This is a genomic window from Stakelama saccharophila (assembly GCF_032229225.1).
GTDB classification, from domain to species: Bacteria; Pseudomonadota; Alphaproteobacteria; order Sphingomonadales; family Sphingomonadaceae; genus Sphingomonas; species Sphingomonas saccharophila.
In genome coordinates this window covers 316,904-335,087 of the sequence record NZ_CP135076.1, presented here as the reverse complement: position 1 = coordinate 335,087, position 18,184 = coordinate 316,904, and the positions used below count along the sequence as shown (strand labels likewise).

Genomic DNA, 18,184 nt, shown 5'->3' with positions numbered 1-18,184 from the left:
GGGCCTTTGGTCTGGAGAAAGAAGGCGGCGCGCTCTTAGCCGGGGATTGCCGCAGGCGCAACCAATCGCGCAATGTTCAAGCCACGAAGCGCATTTCCGACGTAAAAATCTTGCGTCAGATCCTCCGGCGTGACCCGACCTTCGACCGCACGGCCGGTATCGATGAGTTCCCCGCGCAGGATTCCCGGCAGCAGGCCCGCCGATAGCGGCGGCGTGACGAGTGTTCCGTCGCGCTCGACGAAAACGGAGGAGAAACTGCCCTCGGTAACCGCGCCGTCGGGCGTGACGAAGACGACTTCGTCGGCACCGCTTCGCCGTCGCGCTTCGTCGTAGAAGGCGCGATTTGTCGTCTTGTGGCGCAGGCGGAAGTCCGCCGGGTCGACGGGCAGGGGCATGGGCGCCACGCGCACCGGCCGGGGGAGGGGCGGCGGCATCGGCGTGACCTCGATCGCGGTGGCGCCGTGCGCTGCCAACAGCAATCGGATGCGGACGCGCTCACGCAGCCGGAAGGTCGCGGCCTGCAATTCATTGCGGGCATCGTGCCGGTCGAAGCGAAAGCCGAAGGCGGCGGCGCTTTCCTTCAGCCGCGCCAGGTGGCGCTTCAGGCGCAGTATGCCCTCTTCCGGATCGAAGGGCATCGTCTCGATCAGGTCGAATCGTGGCTGTCCCGTGGTCAGAAACGCCCCCTTGGCCAAACATTCGCGCCATTCCCCGGCCGGAACGGAGTCCGCGACCAGGCCCGAACCGAGGCCCAGGACATAGCGCCCATCGCCGGTGCGCGCGAGGGTACGAATGGCGACGTTGAACATCGCATCTCCATTGGCGTCGATGCGGCCGATCGCGCCCGTATAGACGCCGCGCGGGCTGGTTTCCGTCGCGCCGATGATCTGCATGGCCCTGATTTTCGGTGCGCCGGTGATCGAGCCGCAGGGAAACAGCGCCCGCAAGGCATCGACCGCGCCCAGCCCGGGACCCAGGTCCGCCGTCACCGCGGAGACCATCTGGTGCACGGTCGGATAGGTCTCGACCACGAACCGCTCCGGCACCTGCACGCTGCCGGGCCGCGCGATACGGCCGAGATCGTTGCGCATCAGGTCGAGGATCATCAGGTTTTCCGCGCGCTGCTTCGGATCGCGGTGCAGGGCGTCGCGGCTGGCGGCATCGAGTGCCGGCGTTGGTCCGCGGGCGGCCGTACCCTTCATCGGTCGCGCGGTCAGCCGGCCATCGGCCAGCGCGAAGAACAGTTCGGGGGAAAAGGACAGGATCAGGTCCTCGCCGGTCGCGACGATCGCGCCGAAGCCCGCGCGGGCGCGCTTGCGTATCGCGGCATAGAGCGCCAGCGGGTCGCCCGCGGCGCGGACGGTGGCGCGGAAGGTGAAATTGGCCTGATAGATGTCGCCCGCCGCGATCCATTCGGCGATCCGGGCGACGCGCGCTTCATATTCGGATTGCGTGATTTCCGGTTCCGCCTCTCCGACCCATGCGCCGGCAGGATCGGGAAGCAGTGCCGCGATATCGCCGGGCGCGACAGTCCGGTAGGATTCGAACAGGCCGAACCAGGCGAGAGGACCGGATTCCGGAATGCCGGCCCTTGGTTCCAGCACGGTGCCCAGACCATAGCTGCAGAAGCCCGCGGCATGGAGGCCGTGCCGCCCGGCCCCGGCGAGCTTCTCGAACAGCGGCGCCACGCCGTCGGGCCCGTCCGCACGCACGATCCCGCTCGGCCGACGGTAGAGTCTGGCGGGAACGCCGTCGTCACGCGCATCGTCCAGGAGGACGAAGGGAGTGGCAGGATCGAGCCGCATGGCCGGGCCATGCAACCGGCATCGGCGCGCCGCAAGCCCAGTTGTCGCTGCCGGCCACGGCGCTTATGTCTCCGGCATGGCCAATCCACCCCTGCGCGTCGCGATCGTACCCGTCACCCCGCTGCAGCAGAATTGCAGCCTGATCTGGTGCACGCAGACCATGCGCGGCGCCTTCGTCGATCCCGGCGGCGACCTGCCGAAACTCCGCGCCGCGCGGGATCGGCACGGCGTGACGATCGAAAAGATCATCCTGACCCACGGCCATATCGACCATTGCGGCGAAGCGGGCACCTTTGCCCGCGAGCTGGGGGTTCCCATCGAGGGCCCGCAGGAGGCCGATCGCTTCTGGATATCCCGCCTGGACGAGGACGGCCGCCAGTTCGGCATTGCCGGCGCTGCCTTCGAACCGGACCGCTGGCTGGAGGAAGGTGACGAAGTGACGGTCGGCAACGTCACCCTTCACGTTTATCATACCCCGGGGCACACGCCGGGGCACATCATCTTTCACCAGCCCGAATCGAAGCTGGCCCTGGTCGGCGACGTTTTGTTCGCGGGATCGGTCGGCCGCACCGACTTTCCGATGAGCGACCATGCGGCGCTGATCGAATCGGTCGTAACCAAGCTTTGGCCCCTGGGCGGGGAAACCGCCTTTCTTCCGGGGCACGGGCCGATGAGCGACTTCGCCCGCGAACGCCGGTCCAATCCTTTTGTCTCGGACGCCGCGCTCTCGCGCTGACCAAATCCGTTCATGCGGCGGGTGGAACGATCTCGATCCCGTCGTCCAACGCCGTGCCGGTCTTTCCGCCGTAAAAGGGCAGCGCGATGGCGTAGAGCCCCAGCGCCAGCAGCACGAGCAGCGTGGTCGCGATGCCGATCTGCCGGCCGGGCAGCCATCCGTCCATGCCGAAGGCGTGGACCACGCGCCCGAGCACGAAGGCCGCCGCAGCCAGCCACAGCCATATCGAACCGCCGTCGGCATGCTCGATCAACCCCAGCAGGATGAGAACGAAAGGAGCGTATTCGACGAAATTGGCCTGCGCCCGCATCCGCGCCGTCAGCGCCGGATCGCCGCCGTCACCGATGTTGATTCCCCGGGCGCGGCGCAGCCGGGCGACCCGGAAGCCGAGCCAAAGGGCGATGAGCGCGCACGCACCCGCGGTCACCAGCGTGATGATGAGCATGGCCGGATCGTCCTTCCTGTTGCCTCGTCGCGCGATCCGTGCCACGTGCCCGCACCGCTTGCAACGGCGCGGAAAATCGGTATAGCGCCACGCTCGCTCCCGCGACTGCCTGGTTGCTGGTCTGGTGTCCGGCCGGACCTGTGCCGCTTGCCTGCCGCGAATACGGGGCGTATCGCGATCCCGACGATGGATATTTTGTTGTAAAGGTGCCGAAATGGCCGTTCCGAAGAGAAAAACCAGTCCTTCCAAGCGCAACATGCGCCGTGCGCACGATTCGCTGACTGTCGCGGCATTCCAGGAATGCTCGAATTGCGGCGAATTGAAGCGCCCGCATAATCTGTGCACCGCTTGCGGCCACTATAATGGCCGCGAAGTGGTCTCGGTCGAGGGCTGAGCCGCAACCGAACGGGGTGAATAGCGCATGACTTCGAGCTCCCGGATCGCCATCGACGCGATGGGCGGTGACGAGGGGCTTGCCGTCATGCTGGCCGGAGTCGCGCGCGCGCGGCGCCGGTTCGAGGGCATGGAGTTCCTCCTGGTCGGCGACGAGGACGCGATTCGCGCCGGCCTGAAGAGCCACCCCAACCTGACCGCCGCGTCCGAGGTGGTGCACGCCCCCGAAACGGTCGAGGCGACCGAAAGGCCCAGCCAGGCGATCCGCCGCGCCCGGACCACGTCGATGGGAATCGCCATCGACCTGGTGAAGCAGGGTCGCGCCGGCGCCGCGGTGTCTTCCGGCAATACCGGGGCGCTGATGGCGATGGCGAAGCTGTCGCTCAGGACGATGCCCGGCATTGAGCGGCCGGCGCTGGCGGCGCTGTTGCCGACGCTGGGCGCCAACGATCTCGTCATGCTCGATCTCGGCGCCAATACCGAGTGCGATACGCGCAATCTCGTCCAGTTCGCGGTGATGGGCGCGGCATATGCGCGCACCGCGCTCGACCTCGATGCGCCGCGCGTGGCGCTGCTCAACATCGGCACCGAGGACCAGAAAGGCACCGACAAGATTCGCGATGCGGCGGCGCAGCTTCGCGCTGCCCCGCATCTTCCGCTCGACTTTAACGGGTTTATCGAGGGCGACCGCCTGTCGCGCGGCGAGGTGGACGTGATCGTCTGCGACGGTTTTTCCGGAAACATCGCGCTGAAGACGGCCGAAGGGACGGCGCGGTTCGTCGCCGACCTTCTGAAGCAGGCGTTCCGCAGTTCGACGCGTTCCAAGATCGGATTTCTGATCTCGCGCCCCGCCACCGAGCTGTTGCGCGACCATCTCGATCCGAACAATCACAACGGCGCCGTTTTTCTGGGCCTGAACGGCCTGGTGGTGAAAAGCCATGGCGGCGCGAACGAAATCGGCGTGGCCAATGCCTGCGCCGTCGCGGCCAAGATGGTGCGCAACGACCTGACGCGCCGGATCACCGAGGATCTTGGCAATTTCGAAGCGGAGGCCGCGTGAAGCGCCGGTCGGTAATTGCGGGCACCGGGTCGGCACTGCCCGCGCGGCGCGTGTCGAACGCGGAACTGGCGGAAACGGTCGAAACGTCGGACGAATGGATCGTCGAGCGGACCGGCATCCGCTTTCGCCACATCGCCGGACCGGACGAGACGACGGGCACGTTGGCCACCGATGCGGCCAAGGCGGCGCTCGCCGCCGCCGGGATCGCCGCCGCCGATATCGATCTGATCGTGCTGGCCACCGCCACGCCGGACCAGACCTTTCCGGCGACCGCGACGCGCGTCCAGACGGCGCTTGGCATCGACGATTGCGTCGCCTTCGACGTCGCGGCGGTGTGCTCGGGATTTCTCTACGCCCTGCAGGTCGCCGACGCCATGGTGACGAGCGGGGCGGCGGATCGCGCGCTGGTGATCGGTTCGGAAACGTTCAGCCGCATTCTCGACTGGGAAGACCGTGCCACCTGCGTGTTGTTCGGCGACGGCGCCGGCGCGGTTGTCCTGGAGGCGCGCGACGGCGAGGCGGGGGTGCTGGCCACGCGCCTGCACGCCGACGGGCGGCACAATGCGCTGCTCTATGTCGATGGCGGCCCTTCGACGACCGGCACCGTCGGCAAGCTGCGCATGAAGGGGCGTGAAGTGTTCCGCCACGCCGTGGTCAACCTGGCCGCGGTGATGGGCGAGGCGCTCCAGGCAGCGGGTCTGCAATCCGACGATGTCGATTGGGTGATCCCGCACCAGGCCAATGCCCGGATCCTGGACGCCACGGCACGCAAGCTCGAACTCGCCAACGACAAGGTGATCGTCACCGTCGACCAGCACGCCAACACCTCTGCCGCATCGGTTCCGCTGGCGCTGGATGCGGCGGTGCGCGACGGTCGCGTTCAGCGCGGCGACCTGCTGGTGCTGGAAGCGATGGGCGGCGGCTTCACCTGGGGGGCGTCGGTGGTCCGCTTCTGAGGCGCAGGAGTCAGGTCCATATCTCAGGGATTGCGCCGATTCGGCAATCTGTTACGCTTGTTTGCGTAACCCACGCGCAGGGAGAGAATGATGGCACCCGCAGGCACGCTGACCCGGGCCGATCTGGCCGACGCGCTGCACCAGGAGATCGGGCTTTCCCGCGCCGATTCCTCGCATTTCGTCGAAAAAATTCTCGCTCACATGTGCGAGGCGCTCGCGAATGGCGAGAACGTCAAGATTTCCGGTTTCGGCAGTTTCGTGCTGCGCGACAAGGGGGAACGGATCGGCCGCAATCCGAAGACGGGCGTCGAAGTGCCGATCGCCCCGCGCCGGGTGCTCACCTTTCGCGCCAGCCAGATGATGCGCGACCGCATCGTCGAAGCGGGCTAGGCATGTCCGATTCGCGGTCCGGCAAGGCGGAGACTGCGTTTCGCACCATCGGCGAACTGTCGCGCGAACTCGGCCTGCCGCAGCATCGGCTGCGATATTGGGAAAGCCGTTTTCCCCAGTTGCGCCCGGTGCAGCGTGCGGGGCAGCGCCGTTATTACCGGCCCGAGGACGTTGCGCTCGTGCGCCGCATCAACGACCTGATCAATGTCCAGGGATATACGATTCGCGGTGTCCAGCGCGTGCTTGCCGGCAATGCCGCCCCGCAACCGGCAAAGCGACGGGACCGCGGCAGCGAGTTGCGCCGGATCCGGGATCGACTGGCCGCAGCGCTCGCCGCCGACGATCGCTGAGATTATCGATCCGGGCCGAGACTGGCATCCACGTCGCGCGGTCGGACGAACCGTTCCAGATGGCCACCGCCCGCAATCAGGTCGGCCCAGTGGTCCACGTCGAAAGCGAGTTCCACCATGCTGGCCGTGGGGAATTTCTGTTCGACCGCGATTCGCAGCGGTTCGTCCGCGTCGTCGGGAATCAGCGCCAGGATCAGATCTTCCAGACCCGGATTATGCCCGACCAGCAGGACATGGTCATATGCGTCGGAAAGTTCGCGCACCAGCTCCAGCAACGTCGCCGACGAGGCGAGATAGATGCGCCGGTCCCGGTCCGGCGCCGCCAAGGTGCCGTATCCGCGCTCGAAATGGTCGAGGGTCTGCCCCACGCGCAGCGCGGGCGAAGCAACCACATGGTCGAAAATCATGCCCAGCCCGCGCGCATGGCGCCCCATAATCGCCGCCGCACGCTTGCCCTTGGCGTTGAGCGGCCGGTCGAAATCGCGCTCCACCGGATCGTCCCAGCCCGACTTGGCGTGGCGCAGCAGGATCAGCGTCTTCATGGCGCTCCATCAGACTTGCTCGGCCCGCTCATGCACCATGGCCGGCACAGATGAAAGACGCTGCGCGCGTACAATCGCTTCATCGAGGGTCATGCGGGTAACCGGCGTTCCCTCGGGAAAGGCCGACAATAGCCGTGACGGCATCGCCGCCGACAGCAGCACGAAAAGCCCCCGATCGTCGGCGCGGCGGATCAGCCGACCGAATGCCTGGGCAAGCTTGGCGCGCACGACGCGGTCGTCATAGTCGCGCCCGCCCGCCGCCATGCGCCGCGCGGCGTGGAGGACGGTCGGCTTTGGCCAGGGCACGCCTTCCATCACCACCATGCGCAGCGAATGGCCGGGCACATCGACGCCGTCGCGCAGCGCATCGGTGCCGAGCAGCGAGCTTCGCGGATCGTCGCGGAAAATGTCGACCAGCGTGCCGGTGTCGATCGGATCAACATGCTGGGCATGGAGCGCCAGCCCGTCGCGCGCCAGCCGGTCGGCGATGCGGGCATGGACGCCGCGCAGACGCCGGATCGCGGTGAACAGACCCAATGTCCCACCCTCCGCCGCCGCGATTAGTCGGGCATAGGCGTTGGCGAGGCTCCCCAGGTCGCCGCGCTTGACGTCGGTGACGACCACGACCTCCGCCTGCTGGGCGTAATCGAACGGGCTCGCCGCTTCGAAATGGCTCGGCCCGCGCAGCAGGTGGTTGGCGCCGCTGCGCGCCTCGGCCACGTCCCAGTCGCCGCCCGCGCGCAGCGTCGCAGAGGTGATGAGTGCGCCGTGCGCGGGTTCGAGGACGGTTTTCGCGAAGGGACGACTGGGATCGAGCCAGTGGCGGTGCAGCCCGATGTCGAATTCGCGCCCTTCGAACCGGTCGACCGCCAGCCAGTCGACGAAGTCGGCATCGGCCGGCCCGCCGATGCGCGCAATCAGCGCGAGCCACGCGCCCGCCGTGTCGGTGCGCCAGCCCAGCGAGGCGATCGCTCCCTCGATCCGTGCCCGCGCCGGCCCGTCCATCCAGTCGGGCGTTTCCGCCAGCACCGCCTCCAGCCGCCGCCCGAGCGCCACCAGCGGCCGGACGAGCGCGTCCAGCGCTTCGCCGGCCGGTCCCGCCGCCTCGACCAGTTCGGGTGTGGGTTCGGCAAGCTCGGTCTCCAGCCCGTACCCAGCCTCGGCGCCCTTGGTGTCGCGCGCGTAGACGAGGCCGCGCACGGCGGCGAGCAGCGTCTCGACGGGGCCGAACGGCTCGCCTTCGTTCACGCGCTGCAGCCACTGGTCCGACGGCAGCGCCATCGCGGCCTCGACCGCCTGGGTGATGGCGCGCCCGCCCTCCTCATCATAGCTGGCGACGTCGGACAGCCGCGCCGCCAGCCCGCGACGCCGTCCGCGGCTGCCGCGTTCGGGGCCGGTGATCCAGCGGCGGAGTTCGATTGCTTCCTGCCCGGTCAGCGCGGCGGCGAACATCGAGTCGGCGGCGTCGAACAGGTGGTGCCCCTCGTCGAAGACGTAGCGCGTCGGCCGCGTGCCCATCTCGCGGCCGCGCGCGGCGTTGACCATTACCAGCGCATGATTGGCGATGACGATATCGGCCTGCGCCGAACCGCGTGCGGCGCGTTCGATGAAGCATTTCCGGTAATGCGGGCAGCCGGCATAGATGCACTCGCCGCGTCGGTCGGTAAGCGCGGTCGAGCCGTTGCGGCGGAACAGCGCCGGCAGCCAGCCGGGAAGGTCGCCGCCGATCATGTCGCCGTCGGACGTATAGGCCGCCCAACGCGCGACGAGCTGCGCCAGGATTGCCGCGCGCCCGGCGAAGCCGCCCTGCAACGCATCCTCGAGGTTGAGCAGGCAGAGATAGTTTTCGCGTCCCTTGCGCGTGACGACGCGTGTGCGGCGTTCCTCAGGATCGGGAAACAGCCGCTCGGTTTCGTGCCCCAATTGCCGCTGCAACGCTTTGGTGAAGGTCGACACCCACACCGCGCCGCCCGCCTGTTCCGACCACAGCGAAGCCGGCGTCAGATAGCCGAGCGTCTTGCCGATACCCGTTCCCGCCTCGGCGAGCACGAGATTGGGCGAATCGCGCATGTCGCGCGGCGCAAAGGCGTGTGCGGTGGCGGCGGCATAGCTGCGCTGCCCTTCGCGCCGCTCGGCGCCGTGCCCGGTGAGCCGGTCGAGCCGTTCCTCGATTTCGGCATCGCCGAGGGTTATGGTGCGCGGGGCGGGGCGTGCCGCGCTCTCCTCCCATTCGGGCAGCTTCGAAAACAGCCAGCGCTCGGCACGCTGGGGCTTTTCGATCAGCGGCAGCAACGCGGGCGCCCAGGGCCAGCGCAGCCGCATCAGCGACTGTCCGGCCGTCCATGCCCCCTCCCGCTCCGGCCAGTCGCCCTCCGGCACGGCGAGCAGCCTGGCCGCGGCTTCGCGCAAGAATGCCGCAACCGCGGCGTCGTCGGCGGGCGGCGCCAGACCGAGCGTTTTCGCCAGGCCTCTCGGCGTCGGCACCATGAAACGCGCGGGATGGAGAAAGGCGAAGAGTTCGAGAATGTCGAGCCCCGACAGGTCGCCATAGCCGAGCCGCTGTCCGACGAGCGGTGCATTCAGTATCAGCACCGGCGTATCCGCCGCTATCCGGATCGCCTCACCGCGCCCGACCGATCGCGTTTCGCCATCCGGTGCGGCGATCCACGCACCGGCATGGCTGGCGTGCAGCGCGGGATAGGGAAAGTCGGCCACGGCGTCCTTGTCGCGCACACGGAACAGATTGGCAACAGATACCGGGATGCACCGGATGTTCTTTTCCGCCGTCCCTCGTACGCCGGCGGCTGGCCTCGACCACGGTCCCTATGTGAGGCCCGGGCTCCGGCCAGCGCTGAAGCGCCCGTCTTTCGCGACAGTGCCAGCGATCCATTCAGGCAGACCGGATGTGCGCGGCTACGGCGCAGCCGGATCCACCCCAAGAAGCGCTTTCCCCGGACCTGCCGTCCGTGGGACGCCTCTCAGGCCCCCTGGGGACTGGGTCTGCCGAAAGGTCCCTTCGGCCGCTTGGTTTTCGGAATCGACGTTCCGCCGACGGGAAGCTTCGCCGTTTCGGGGCCGATCGCCTCGCGTCCGATCTCTTCGCCGGCGATCAGCCGCTTGATCTCGTCACCCGTCAGGGTCTCATATTCGAGCATCGCGCCTGCCAGCGTGTGCAACTGATCGATATGCTTCGTCAGCAACGTCTTCGCGCGGTTATAGCCTTCGTCGACGATGCGGCGGATTTCCTCGTCGATCGCTTTCGCGGTCTCGTCGGACATGGTGCTGTTCTGGTTGCGCGAATAGCCGAGGAAAACCTCCTCCTCGCCCTCCGAATACATCAGCGGCCCCATCTTGTCGGACATGCCCCAGCGCGTGACCATGTCGCGGGCAAGCTTCGTCGCATACTGGATGTCGCTCGAGGCGCCCGACGACACCTTGTCATAGCCGAAGATGATCTCCTCGGCGATGCGGCCGCCCATGGACACGGCGAGGTTCGCGTACATCTTGTCGCGGTGATAGCTGTAGCTGTCCCGCTCCGGCAGGCGCATGACCATGCCCAGCGCACGCCCGCGCGGAATGATCGTCGCCTTGTGGATCGGGTCCGACGCCGGCTCGTGCAGCGCGACGATAGCGTGGCCGGCCTCGTGATAGGCGGTCATGCGCTTTTCATCGTCGGTCATCACCATGGATTTCCGTTCGGAACCCATCATGACCTTGTCCTTGGCGTCCTCGAACTCGCTCATCGCGACCAGGCGCTTGGACCGGCGCGCGGCGATCAATGCCGCCTCGTTCACCAGGTTGGCGAGGTCCGCGCCTGAAAAGCCCGGCGTGCCGCGGGCGATCACGCGGGCGTCCACATCGGGCGCCAGCGGCACCTTCTTCATGTGCACCTGCAGGATCTTGACGCGGCCGTCGATATCGGGGCGCGGCACGGTGACCTGGCGGTCGAACCGGCCGGGACGCAGCAGGGCGGGGTCGAGCACGTCGGGCCGGTTGGTCGCGGCGACGATGATGATGCCCTCATTCGCCTCGAACCCGTCCATTTCGACGAGGAGCTGGTTGAGCGTCTGCTCGCGTTCGTCATTGCCGTTGCCGAGCCCCGCGCCGCGATGCCGGCCGACGGCGTCGATCTCGTCGATGAAGACGATGCACGGCGCCGATTTCTTGGCCTGTTCGAACATGTCGCGCACGCGGCTCGCGCCGACGCCGACGAACATCTCGACGAAGTCGGAACCGGAAATGGTGAAGAAGGGCACGCCCGCTTCCCCCGCGATGGCGCGGGCGAGCAGCGTCTTGCCGGTGCCGGGCGAGCCGACCAGCAGCGCGCCCTTGGGGATCTTGCCGCCCAGCTTGGCGAACTTGGTGGGGTCCTTCAGGAATTCGACGATCTCCTGCAACTCCTCGCGCGCCTCGTCGATGCCGGCGACATCCTCGAACGTGACCTTGCCCTCTTTCTGCGTCAGCATGCGCGCGCGGCTCTTGCCGAAGCCCATTGCGCCGGATCCGGAATTCTTCTGCATTTGCCGAACGACGAAAAAGGCGATGCCGAGGAACAGCAGGAAGGGCAGCGACTGGACCAATAGATATTGCCACAGCGAACCCTGTTCCGGCGGCTTCACGTTGATCGTGACGCCGGACTGGCGCAGCGTGGGAATGAGCTGCGGATCATTGGGTGCGTTGGTGCGGAACGTGTCGCCGTCCGCCATGGTGCCGGTGATGACGCCGTCGGAGACGCTCACTTCCTTCACCTCGGACTGTTCGACCCGGTCGAGAAAGGTCGAATAGGCGATGCTGTCGTTCGCGGCCGGTGATGTCCGGCTGTCGAACAGCGTCACGAACAGCGCCAGTGCCACCAGAATGCCGACCCAGATCAGCAGGCTCTTCATCCAGGGATTGCCGCCGCCCCCGTTCGGGTCGGGCTTGTTGTTGTCGTCGCTCATGCGTGGTGTAACCTTTCCTGACCTCCAAGATAGGCAGAGTCAGGTTAATGGCAATGGAACAACGCCGATCAGTGTGATCGCCGCGGCGGGGCAGGGCGGAAGGTCCAGCGATCGCCTTTCGCGCGGACCAGGATACCGGCCCGGGTGGCGGCGCCGTCCGCCGTCAACGCGGCGAGAAGCGGCTCGATATTGGCGTCCGTTCCGAAAGCGGGCGAGGTGATACCCGCCCGCGACCGCACGTGAAGGATCGCGTACCGGGCGAGCCTTCTGCGCAGTTCCATGGGCAGGCCGCCCACGTCCAGCACCGGTTCCGGATCGCCGCTCGCCCGCTCGCGCCACAGCCGCTCTACCGTCCAGTCGAGCGCGGCGTCGGCCTCTGCTGCATGTGCCGCGGCAGAAGCGAGCGCGGCGGGATCCAGCCAGGCTTGTTCCGTCAGTGCCGATCGGATTCGGACGCGTTCGAAGCGCTGGTCGGCATTGCTGGGGTCGTCGACATAAGGGATGCCGCCGTCTCGCACGACGTTCAAAAGCTCGTGCCGACGCCAGTTCAGAAGGGGACGCACGATCTGCAAGCGCGCGGGCTCGGCGAGCGTGAAGGCATCGCGCCGCGCCGGGATTCCGCGCAGGCCGGCGACGCCTGCACCGCGCAGCGCGCGCATCAGGAACGTCTCGGCCTGATCGTCGGCCTGATGCGCGGTGGCGAGAATGCCGGCACCGATGGCTTCGGCCCAGCTTTCGAGCAGCGCGTAGCGTGCGTGACGCGCGCGTTCCTGCAACGCGCTCGGCTGCGCCGACAGATCGCCCGACGGTACGAGGACGGCGTGCGATATGCCCCGTCCGGTGCACCAGTCGCCGACCATGCGCGCTTCCGCCGCCGCATCGGGCCGCAGGCGGTGATCGACCGTGGCGGCATGGGTGCGGCCGGGAAAAGAGGATGCCGCCAGCGCCAGCAGCGCCATGGAATCCGGCCCGCCCGATACCGCGATCGCGACGTGCTCTTGCCGGTCGACCGGCCGGCCGAGCGCGCGTTCGAAATCGCGGCGGAAGCGGGTCAGCGCCGCGGCGTCGGGCGCGCTAGTTGCATCCGGCGGTTTCACGTCCCTCGGCGATACCGGCCTGCATGGATGCCGAGATCTGCTCGCCATAGACGTCGCTCAGCTCGGCATAGACCTGGCACGCATCCTCGGGTTTTTTCAGTTTTATCAGCGCCTTGGCGAGGTAGAAGAGACTGTCGGGCGCACGCTCGCCGTTCGGCATCTTCTTGTAATTGTCGTAAAAGGCGATCGAGGCGAGCGACGGTTTGCCGTCGTCCAGATAGGCACGGCCCAGCAGGTTCTGCGCGAAGCTGGCACGGCGGCTGTCGGGATATTTCTCCACTACCGATTTCAACTGTGCCTCGGCTTCCGGATAGAGGCCGGCCTCCCACAGGCGATAACCATATATATACGCGTCCTCGGCCTCGTCGCCGGTATCGGGATGTTCGATCGAGGCCACCTTTTCGGCACGCTCGGCACTGATTTCCGGCTTTTCGACCGGCTCCGCTCCGGACGGCGGGGAGAGCGTGCCGTTGCCGTGCGCATCCGTTTCCGACGCCGGGCCTGCGCGTCCCGCGGCGGCCGATTCCAGCGCGTCGAGCCGGGCGTCGGTCTTCTTTCGATAGGCGTCGAAGGCGTCCTGAAGCTGCCGAATGCGGTAACTGGTCTGTTCGACATTGCCGGTCAGGTCCGCCACCTGCGATTCCAGCGCCTGGACGCGGGATTCGAGATTGACGATGGGTCCGGATACCGGCGCGCCCGGTGCTGCCTGCTGCTGCGGCGCGGTCGGCGTGATCTGGGGCTCGAAATAGCGGCCGGCGCCTTCGGGGAAGACCTTGCGCTGGACGGCGCGCATTTCATGTTCGAGCCGATCGACACGGGCATCGAGATTGCTCTGTGCACGCGCCGCGCCGGGCAGGGCCAGCGCGGCGAGCGTCAGCGCAGGGACGAGGAGGATCCGCATGCTTAGAGTTCCCGGGCGGTTGTTGGGGCTTCGTTGATTGGCACCGGCTTCCTTTCGTCAGCCTGAAGCAGCGGTCGATCCGCGGCTGCGCAAGGCCGCGGCGCTGATCGGCACATCCTTGATCGCACGCTCCGCCGGACCGAGCGGCGCAACCTCGGCGCCGTCGATCGTGACCTTGATCTGGCCGGGCCGGCCGACATTGATCATCGGATCATCGGCATCCTTCGGCACGTCATAGGTTTCGCCGGGCTGCATCGTCTTCATCAAGAGCGTGTCGTTGGCGGCATTGTAGATTCGGACCCAGACCTCCCCCGTCGCGGTCAGCACGACCTGGCCGTCGGCCGACGGCGTGGTTGCCGCTCCGGCCGGTGCCGGTGCGGGAGCGGGGGTCGCGGGTGCGCTCGCGACCGGCACGGTCTGCGGCACAACTTCCTCGCTGCGGAACCAGTCGGTTCCATACCAGATACCGACACCGATCAGGATGAGGATCGCGACGGCGAGGCCTGCCATGGCGATGCCGCCGGTCGGGACGCGGGCGGGTTCGCTGGTGTCATAGGGAACATGATAAGGCTGACGTTCATAGCCGGTGTCTAGCTCGGCCCTGAGGTCGCGGCCGATGCCCGCCTCGTCCAGCCCGACGACGCGGGCATAAGCCTTTGCAAAGCCCATCGCATAGGTCGGCGAGGGCAGGCTGGAATAATCCGAAGTCTCGATGGATTCGAGGTGGCGTTGCGGAATCCGGGTGCGCGAGGCGATGTCGGCTACATCGAGCTGCTGGCGTTCGCGCTCGATCCGCAGCCGCTCCCCGACCGGCTTCGTATGTCCGCCATTGTCGTCTACCGCTTCGCTTTCGCCCATCAAAATCTCCGAAAGGGGCTGCGCCCGCGAACTCGTGACATCCCCGGCCGCGTTAAGTCCAACAGCAGCAGGGCGCTGTCAACGCCGCGCCGGCGCTTTTTCCGATACCATCAGGCCAATTCGACGCCGTTTTCTTCGGCCCAGGCTTTCAGATCCTGCCGCAACGTGCGAGGCGGATGCTGCAACAGCGCTTCGGTATGGGCCATCAGTTTTTCGCGGTTCAGCGACCGTATCATGGCCTTGATCGGCCCGACCGCCGCCGGCGTGATCGACAGCCGGTCGATGCCGATGCCGATCAGCGCCATCGCTTCCAGCGGCCGGCCGCCCATTTCGCCGCAGACCCCCACCTGCACATCGGCGGCGCGCGCCTGGTCGGCGATGCGGCGCACGAACCGCAGGATCGAGGGGCTCAGCCAGTCATAGCGCATGGCGAGCTTGGGATGGGCCCGATCGGCGGCGAACAGGAACTGGGTCAGGTCGTTGGTGCCGATCGACAGGAATTCCATCCTGGGCAGCAACACATCGAGGCTTTCGGCGAGCGCCGGCACCTCCAGCATGGCGCCGTAGCGTATCTCCGCCGGCAGCTTGTGCCCGCGCGCGCCCAGCCATTCACGCTGCCGTTCGAAGATGGCGCGCGCCTCGTCGAATTCCCACGGTTCGGACACCATCGGGAACATCACGTTGAGCGTGCGGCCCGCCGCCGCCTCCAGCAGCGCGCGCGCCTGCGCTTTCAACAGTGCATCGCGTTCCAGCGCCAGCCGCAGCGCACGCCAGCCCATGGCGGGGTTTTCCTCCGCCTCGTCCTCGTCATGGTTGAGATAGGGCAGCGTCTTGTCGCCACCGACATCGACGGTGCGGAATGTGACCGGCCGATCGCCCGCGGCGTCGAGCACGTCGCGGTAGAGCCGCATCTGCCGTTCGCGCTGCGGCAGGGTGGCGGACACGAGAAACTGAAACTCGGTGCGGAACAGGCCGATGCCGTCCGCACCCGTCACCTCCAGCGCGCCCACATCGTCGCGAAGACCCGCATTGACCATCAGCGCGACCCGGTGGCCATCGGTCGTGACCGGCAGTTCGTTCTTCAGCTTGGCGAACTTGGCGCGGCGCTGCTGGGTGACCAGGAGCTTTGCATCGAAGCTCTCTTCCATCCCGCCGCTGGGGCGGATGACCAGCGATTCCTCGCTGGCATCGAGCAGCAGCAGGTCGCCCTCGGCGATCAGCCGGCGTATGTCACGCACCCGCCCCAGCATCGGCACGCCCATGGCGCGCGCGACGATGGTGACATGGGCGGTGAGCGAGCCATCTTCCAGCACCACGCCCTTCAGCCGCCGACGGTCATATTCCAGCAGCTCCGCCGGCCCCAGATTGCGCGCGATCAGGATCGAATCCTGCCGCAGGCCCAGTTGCGCCGCGGTGCCGAGCTGGCCCGACACGATCCGGATCAGGCGGTTGGAGAGATCCTCCAGATCGTGCATCCGGTCCCTGAGCAGCGGATCGTCGATCTCGCGCATGCGCATGCGGGTGCGTTGCTGGACGCGCTCGATCGCCGCTTCCGCGGTCAGGCCGCTGTCGATCGCTTCGTTGATGCGCCGCGCCCAGCCTTCGTCATAGGCGAACATCTTATAGGTCTCGAGGACCTCCTCATGTTCCCCGCCGACGCCGAATTCGGCCTGGCTCGCCATGCGTTCGATGCCGTCGCGCATCTTGTCGAACGCGGCATAGACGCGGTGACGCTCGGCCTCGATATCCTCGGCGACGGTATGTTCGATATGGATGCGCGGCTGGTGGAAGACGGCGACGCCGGCGGCCATGCCGTCGACCAGCTTGAAACCGGTCACCCGTTCGGTGGAGGTCGATTGCGGCCGGGTCGACGACCCGCCGGCCGAATCGATCAGCCCGGCATTGGCGATCAGTTCGGAAAGCACCATCGCCACGGTCTGCAACGCCTCGATCTCGACATCTTCGTAGCGCCTGGGATCGGCATGCTGAACGGCCAGGACGCCGACCGCACGTTCGCGCCGGATGATCGGCACGCCGGCAAAGCTGTGATAGCGCTCCTCGCCCGTTTCGGGGCGATAGGCGAAATCGGGATGGGTCGCCGCCTCCGCCAGGTTCAGGGTCTCGACATTGGCGGCGATGGTGCCGACCAGGCCTTCGCCCATGGCGAGCTTGGTCACATGGACCGCCGATTCGTCGAGGCCGCGCGTGGCGAAGAGTTCCAGCACCCCCTCGCGCAGCAGGTAGATCGAGCAGACCTCGCTGTCGAGCGCTTCGCCGATGATGTTGACGACGCCGTTGAGCTTCGATTGCGCCCGGTCGCGCGAGGCCATCACGTCGTGCAGACGCGTCAGGATTTCGCGGGCGGAGGCTGCGGCGGAAACGGCCATGCAAAATCGGCTACCAGATCGCGCGGCAAAGCGCCATGCGGTTGCACCGCCGCTCGTCCCTGGCGCGCATTATCCCTCGGCCGGGGCGCCGGCAACCGCCGCGACGAGGCACATCAACGCCACACCGGCGAAACCGGCATAGCGCGGCGCTGTTCCCTTGCCATCCTTCCAGGCCACGATGATGGCGAGGATCGCCTGCATACCGTAGAAAACGGCGAAAGCGCGCGAGGCGAGAACGATAATCTCGATCGCGTCGGTCATCCAGGTGACGGCGATGGCGAGGCCGCCGGCGAGGAGGAAGCCGGTCGCGGTGGACAGGCGCCGGTCGGACAGCTCGACGGCGATGCCGGTCGAGCCGATCGAATCGGCGACGGCGGCGCTGAGCTGGCTCGACAACGCACCCGCGAGCACGAATATGCCGAGAAAGGGCGCGATCGCTTCCATCACGTCGAGCACGCCGGCCACGCCCTCGGTCTCGGCAGCCTGGCCCAGGCGCGGCGTCAGCAGGAGGATGAACAGCAGATAGATGGCCGACGCGATGAGCTGGGCGTTGCGCATCGTGCGGACACGGGTCTCCGCATCGTAGCTATCGCCCATATAGCGCGAGGTCTCGAAGCCCTGGACGGTGATCAACAGGCCGAGCAGCATCAGGATACTGGCCGGCGACAACAAGACGGGCGGCAGCGGCCGGGCGACCCCGCCGCCGGCGACCCAGTCGAGCGCGAGCGCGGCCAGCATCCCCGCGATCAGCCCCAGCTTTACCGAGACGCTGGCATGGGCCACCCGCTCGACCCGGCGCAATCCGCCGGTGAAGGCCAGCAGGCCGAGCGCCACGATGATGGCGGTCACGATGAGGTTCGTCAGGAATACATTGTCGTCCTGGCCCAGCGGCCGCAGCCCGAATACCGCCAGCAGCTTCAGGTAATATGCGACCGAAATGGCATAGGCGACGGCGAGCATGCCCTTGGCGATCCGTGCGGTCCATTGCACCGGATCGTGCGTGTGAGCTTCCGTCAGATGCGGTTCGACATGGACGATATTGTACCGGATCACCCAGCCGGCGGCGTAGGCGAGCAGCAGCAATATGGCCATTGCCGGCGCCGCGAAAAGGCCGAATTCGCGCGCGAGCAGCGGTCCGCAGATCAGGAAGCCGCTGCCGATGATGGAGGCAAGCGGCGTGACGGTGGCGATCCAGGATTCGGACCGGGCGAATTTGGTGAACGTGAGCAACAGGCCGACGGCGAGAGCGACGACGATGGCGCAGGCGACGATCAGGCTTTGCGACAAAGACAGTTACCTCAGGACGATGCGACGCCCCGAGGAT

The 18,184-nt window shown here is 67.2% G+C and carries 16 protein-coding genes; 6 read left to right on the top strand and 10 right to left on the bottom strand.

Annotation, left to right across the window (positions count from 1 at the left end):
- Positions 1–35: 35 nt before the first annotated feature.
- On the bottom strand, positions 36–1,805 hold the full coding sequence (gene pabB / locus RPR59_RS01580; protein WP_313915972.1) for an aminodeoxychorismate synthase component I: 1,770 nt from the start codon (positions 1,803–1,805) through the stop codon (positions 36–38).
- Positions 1,806–1,881: 76 nt separating this feature from the next.
- On the opposite strand from pabB, the gene RPR59_RS01575 reads away from it, so the two are divergent.
- Positions 1,882–2,541, top strand: a complete 660-nt coding sequence (locus tag RPR59_RS01575) for an MBL fold metallo-hydrolase (RefSeq protein ID WP_313915970.1) — start codon at positions 1,882–1,884, stop codon at positions 2,539–2,541.
- Positions 2,542–2,551: 10 nt separating this feature from the next.
- On the opposite strand, the gene RPR59_RS01570 is transcribed toward RPR59_RS01575, so the two are convergent.
- The gene (locus RPR59_RS01570) at positions 2,552–3,244 is read right to left on the bottom strand and encodes an MAPEG family protein (RefSeq protein WP_313915968.1); all 693 of its coding nucleotides are present in this window, start codon (positions 3,242–3,244) and stop codon (positions 2,552–2,554) included.
- Between RPR59_RS01570 and rpmF the strand changes: the two genes are divergently transcribed.
- The 5 genes from rpmF (at position 3,201) to RPR59_RS01545 (ending at position 6,135) form a co-directional block, all read left to right on the top strand.
- Entirely contained in the window at positions 3,201–3,380 is a 180-nt protein-coding gene (gene rpmF / locus RPR59_RS01565) for a 50S ribosomal protein L32 (protein ID WP_313915966.1), read from the top strand. The genes RPR59_RS01570 and rpmF overlap by 44 nt on opposite strands.
- A gap of 27 nt (positions 3,381–3,407) precedes the next feature.
- Positions 3,408–4,439 (top strand): phosphate acyltransferase PlsX, encoded by a 1,032-nt coding sequence (gene plsX / locus RPR59_RS01560; protein WP_313915964.1) that lies wholly within the window; start codon positions 3,408–3,410, stop codon positions 4,437–4,439.
- The gene (locus RPR59_RS01555; RefSeq protein ID WP_313915962.1) at positions 4,436–5,395 is read left to right on the top strand and encodes a beta-ketoacyl-ACP synthase III; all 960 of its coding nucleotides are present in this window, start codon (positions 4,436–4,438) and stop codon (positions 5,393–5,395) included. Before plsX ends, RPR59_RS01555 begins: the two co-directional genes overlap by 4 nt.
- A gap of 90 nt (positions 5,396–5,485) precedes the next feature.
- Positions 5,486–5,785 carry an integration host factor subunit alpha gene (locus RPR59_RS01550; RefSeq protein ID WP_313918271.1) on the top strand — a complete coding sequence of 100 codons (300 nt, stop codon included), beginning with the start codon at positions 5,486–5,488 and terminating at the stop codon, positions 5,783–5,785.
- A gap of 2 nt (positions 5,786–5,787) precedes the next feature.
- Positions 5,788–6,135: a MerR family transcriptional regulator gene (locus RPR59_RS01545; protein WP_313915960.1), complete on the top strand. Its 348-nt coding sequence runs from the start codon at positions 5,788–5,790 to the stop codon at positions 6,133–6,135.
- 2 nt (positions 6,136–6,137) lie between these two features.
- Here the strand turns inward: RPR59_RS01545 and RPR59_RS01540 are convergent, their stop codons facing one another.
- The 8 genes from RPR59_RS01540 to RPR59_RS01505 all read right to left on the bottom strand — a co-directional run bounded on the left by RPR59_RS01540 (position 6,138) and on the right by RPR59_RS01505 (position 18,147).
- Entirely contained in the window at positions 6,138–6,677 is a 540-nt protein-coding gene (locus RPR59_RS01540) for a SixA phosphatase family protein (protein ID WP_313915958.1), read from the bottom strand.
- A 9-nt stretch (positions 6,678–6,686) separates the two neighbouring features.
- Positions 6,687–9,392, bottom strand: coding sequence for an ATP-dependent DNA helicase (locus tag RPR59_RS01535; RefSeq protein WP_313915956.1), 2,706 nt, complete (start codon positions 9,390–9,392; stop codon positions 6,687–6,689).
- Positions 9,393–9,655: 263 nt separating this feature from the next.
- Positions 9,656–11,617, bottom strand: coding sequence for an ATP-dependent zinc metalloprotease FtsH (gene ftsH / locus RPR59_RS01530; protein WP_313915954.1), 1,962 nt, complete (start codon positions 11,615–11,617; stop codon positions 9,656–9,658).
- Between the two features lie 68 nt (positions 11,618–11,685).
- Positions 11,686–12,714 (bottom strand): tRNA lysidine(34) synthetase TilS, encoded by a 1,029-nt coding sequence (gene tilS / locus RPR59_RS01525; RefSeq protein WP_313915952.1) that lies wholly within the window; start codon positions 12,712–12,714, stop codon positions 11,686–11,688.
- Entirely contained in the window at positions 12,692–13,615 is a 924-nt protein-coding gene (locus tag RPR59_RS01520; protein ID WP_313915950.1) for a tetratricopeptide repeat protein, read from the bottom strand. The genes tilS and RPR59_RS01520 overlap by 23 nt, the downstream gene beginning before the upstream one ends.
- Positions 13,616–13,672: 57 nt before the next feature.
- Complete coding sequence (locus RPR59_RS01515; RefSeq protein WP_313915948.1) at positions 13,673–14,473, bottom strand: helix-turn-helix domain-containing protein; 801 nt, start codon at positions 14,471–14,473, stop codon at positions 13,673–13,675.
- 110 nt (positions 14,474–14,583) lie between these two features.
- Positions 14,584–16,860: a phosphoenolpyruvate--protein phosphotransferase gene (gene ptsP, locus RPR59_RS01510; RefSeq protein WP_313915945.1), complete on the bottom strand. Its 2,277-nt coding sequence runs from the start codon at positions 16,858–16,860 to the stop codon at positions 14,584–14,586.
- 69 nt (positions 16,861–16,929) lie between these two features.
- Positions 16,930–18,147: a hypothetical protein gene (locus RPR59_RS01505; RefSeq protein WP_313915944.1), complete on the bottom strand. Its 1,218-nt coding sequence runs from the start codon at positions 18,145–18,147 to the stop codon at positions 16,930–16,932.
- Positions 18,148–18,184 lie beyond the last annotated feature (37 nt).

Excerpts from the sequence above, each read along its gene's own strand:
- RPR59_RS01550 (WP_313918271.1), top strand. The coding sequence starts at position 5,486 with ATGGCACCCGCAGGCACGCTGACCCGGGCCGATCTGGCCGACGCGCTG.
- ptsP (WP_313915945.1), bottom strand. The coding sequence starts at position 16,860 with ATGGCCGTTTCCGCCGCAGCCTCCGCCCGCGAAATCCTGACGCGTCTG.
- RPR59_RS01570 (WP_313915968.1), bottom strand. The coding sequence starts at position 3,244 with ATGTTGCGCTTGGAAGGACTGGTTTTTCTCTTCGGAACGGCCATTTCG.
- RPR59_RS01515 (WP_313915948.1), bottom strand. The coding sequence starts at position 14,473 with ATGGGCGAAAGCGAAGCGGTAGACGACAATGGCGGACATACGAAGCCG.
- rpmF (WP_313915966.1), top strand. The coding sequence starts at position 3,201 with ATGGCCGTTCCGAAGAGAAAAACCAGTCCTTCCAAGCGCAACATGCGC.
- RPR59_RS01575 (WP_313915970.1), top strand. The coding sequence starts at position 1,882 with ATGGCCAATCCACCCCTGCGCGTCGCGATCGTACCCGTCACCCCGCTG.
- RPR59_RS01545 (WP_313915960.1), top strand. The coding sequence starts at position 5,788 with ATGTCCGATTCGCGGTCCGGCAAGGCGGAGACTGCGTTTCGCACCATC.
- RPR59_RS01520 (WP_313915950.1), bottom strand. The coding sequence starts at position 13,615 with ATGCGGATCCTCCTCGTCCCTGCGCTGACGCTCGCCGCGCTGGCCCTG.
- RPR59_RS01540 (WP_313915958.1), bottom strand. The coding sequence starts at position 6,677 with ATGAAGACGCTGATCCTGCTGCGCCACGCCAAGTCGGGCTGGGACGAT.
- pabB (WP_313915972.1), bottom strand. The coding sequence starts at position 1,805 with ATGCGGCTCGATCCTGCCACTCCCTTCGTCCTCCTGGACGATGCGCGT.
- ftsH (WP_313915954.1), bottom strand. The coding sequence starts at position 11,617 with ATGAGCGACGACAACAACAAGCCCGACCCGAACGGGGGCGGCGGCAAT.
- plsX (WP_313915964.1), top strand. The coding sequence starts at position 3,408 with ATGACTTCGAGCTCCCGGATCGCCATCGACGCGATGGGCGGTGACGAG.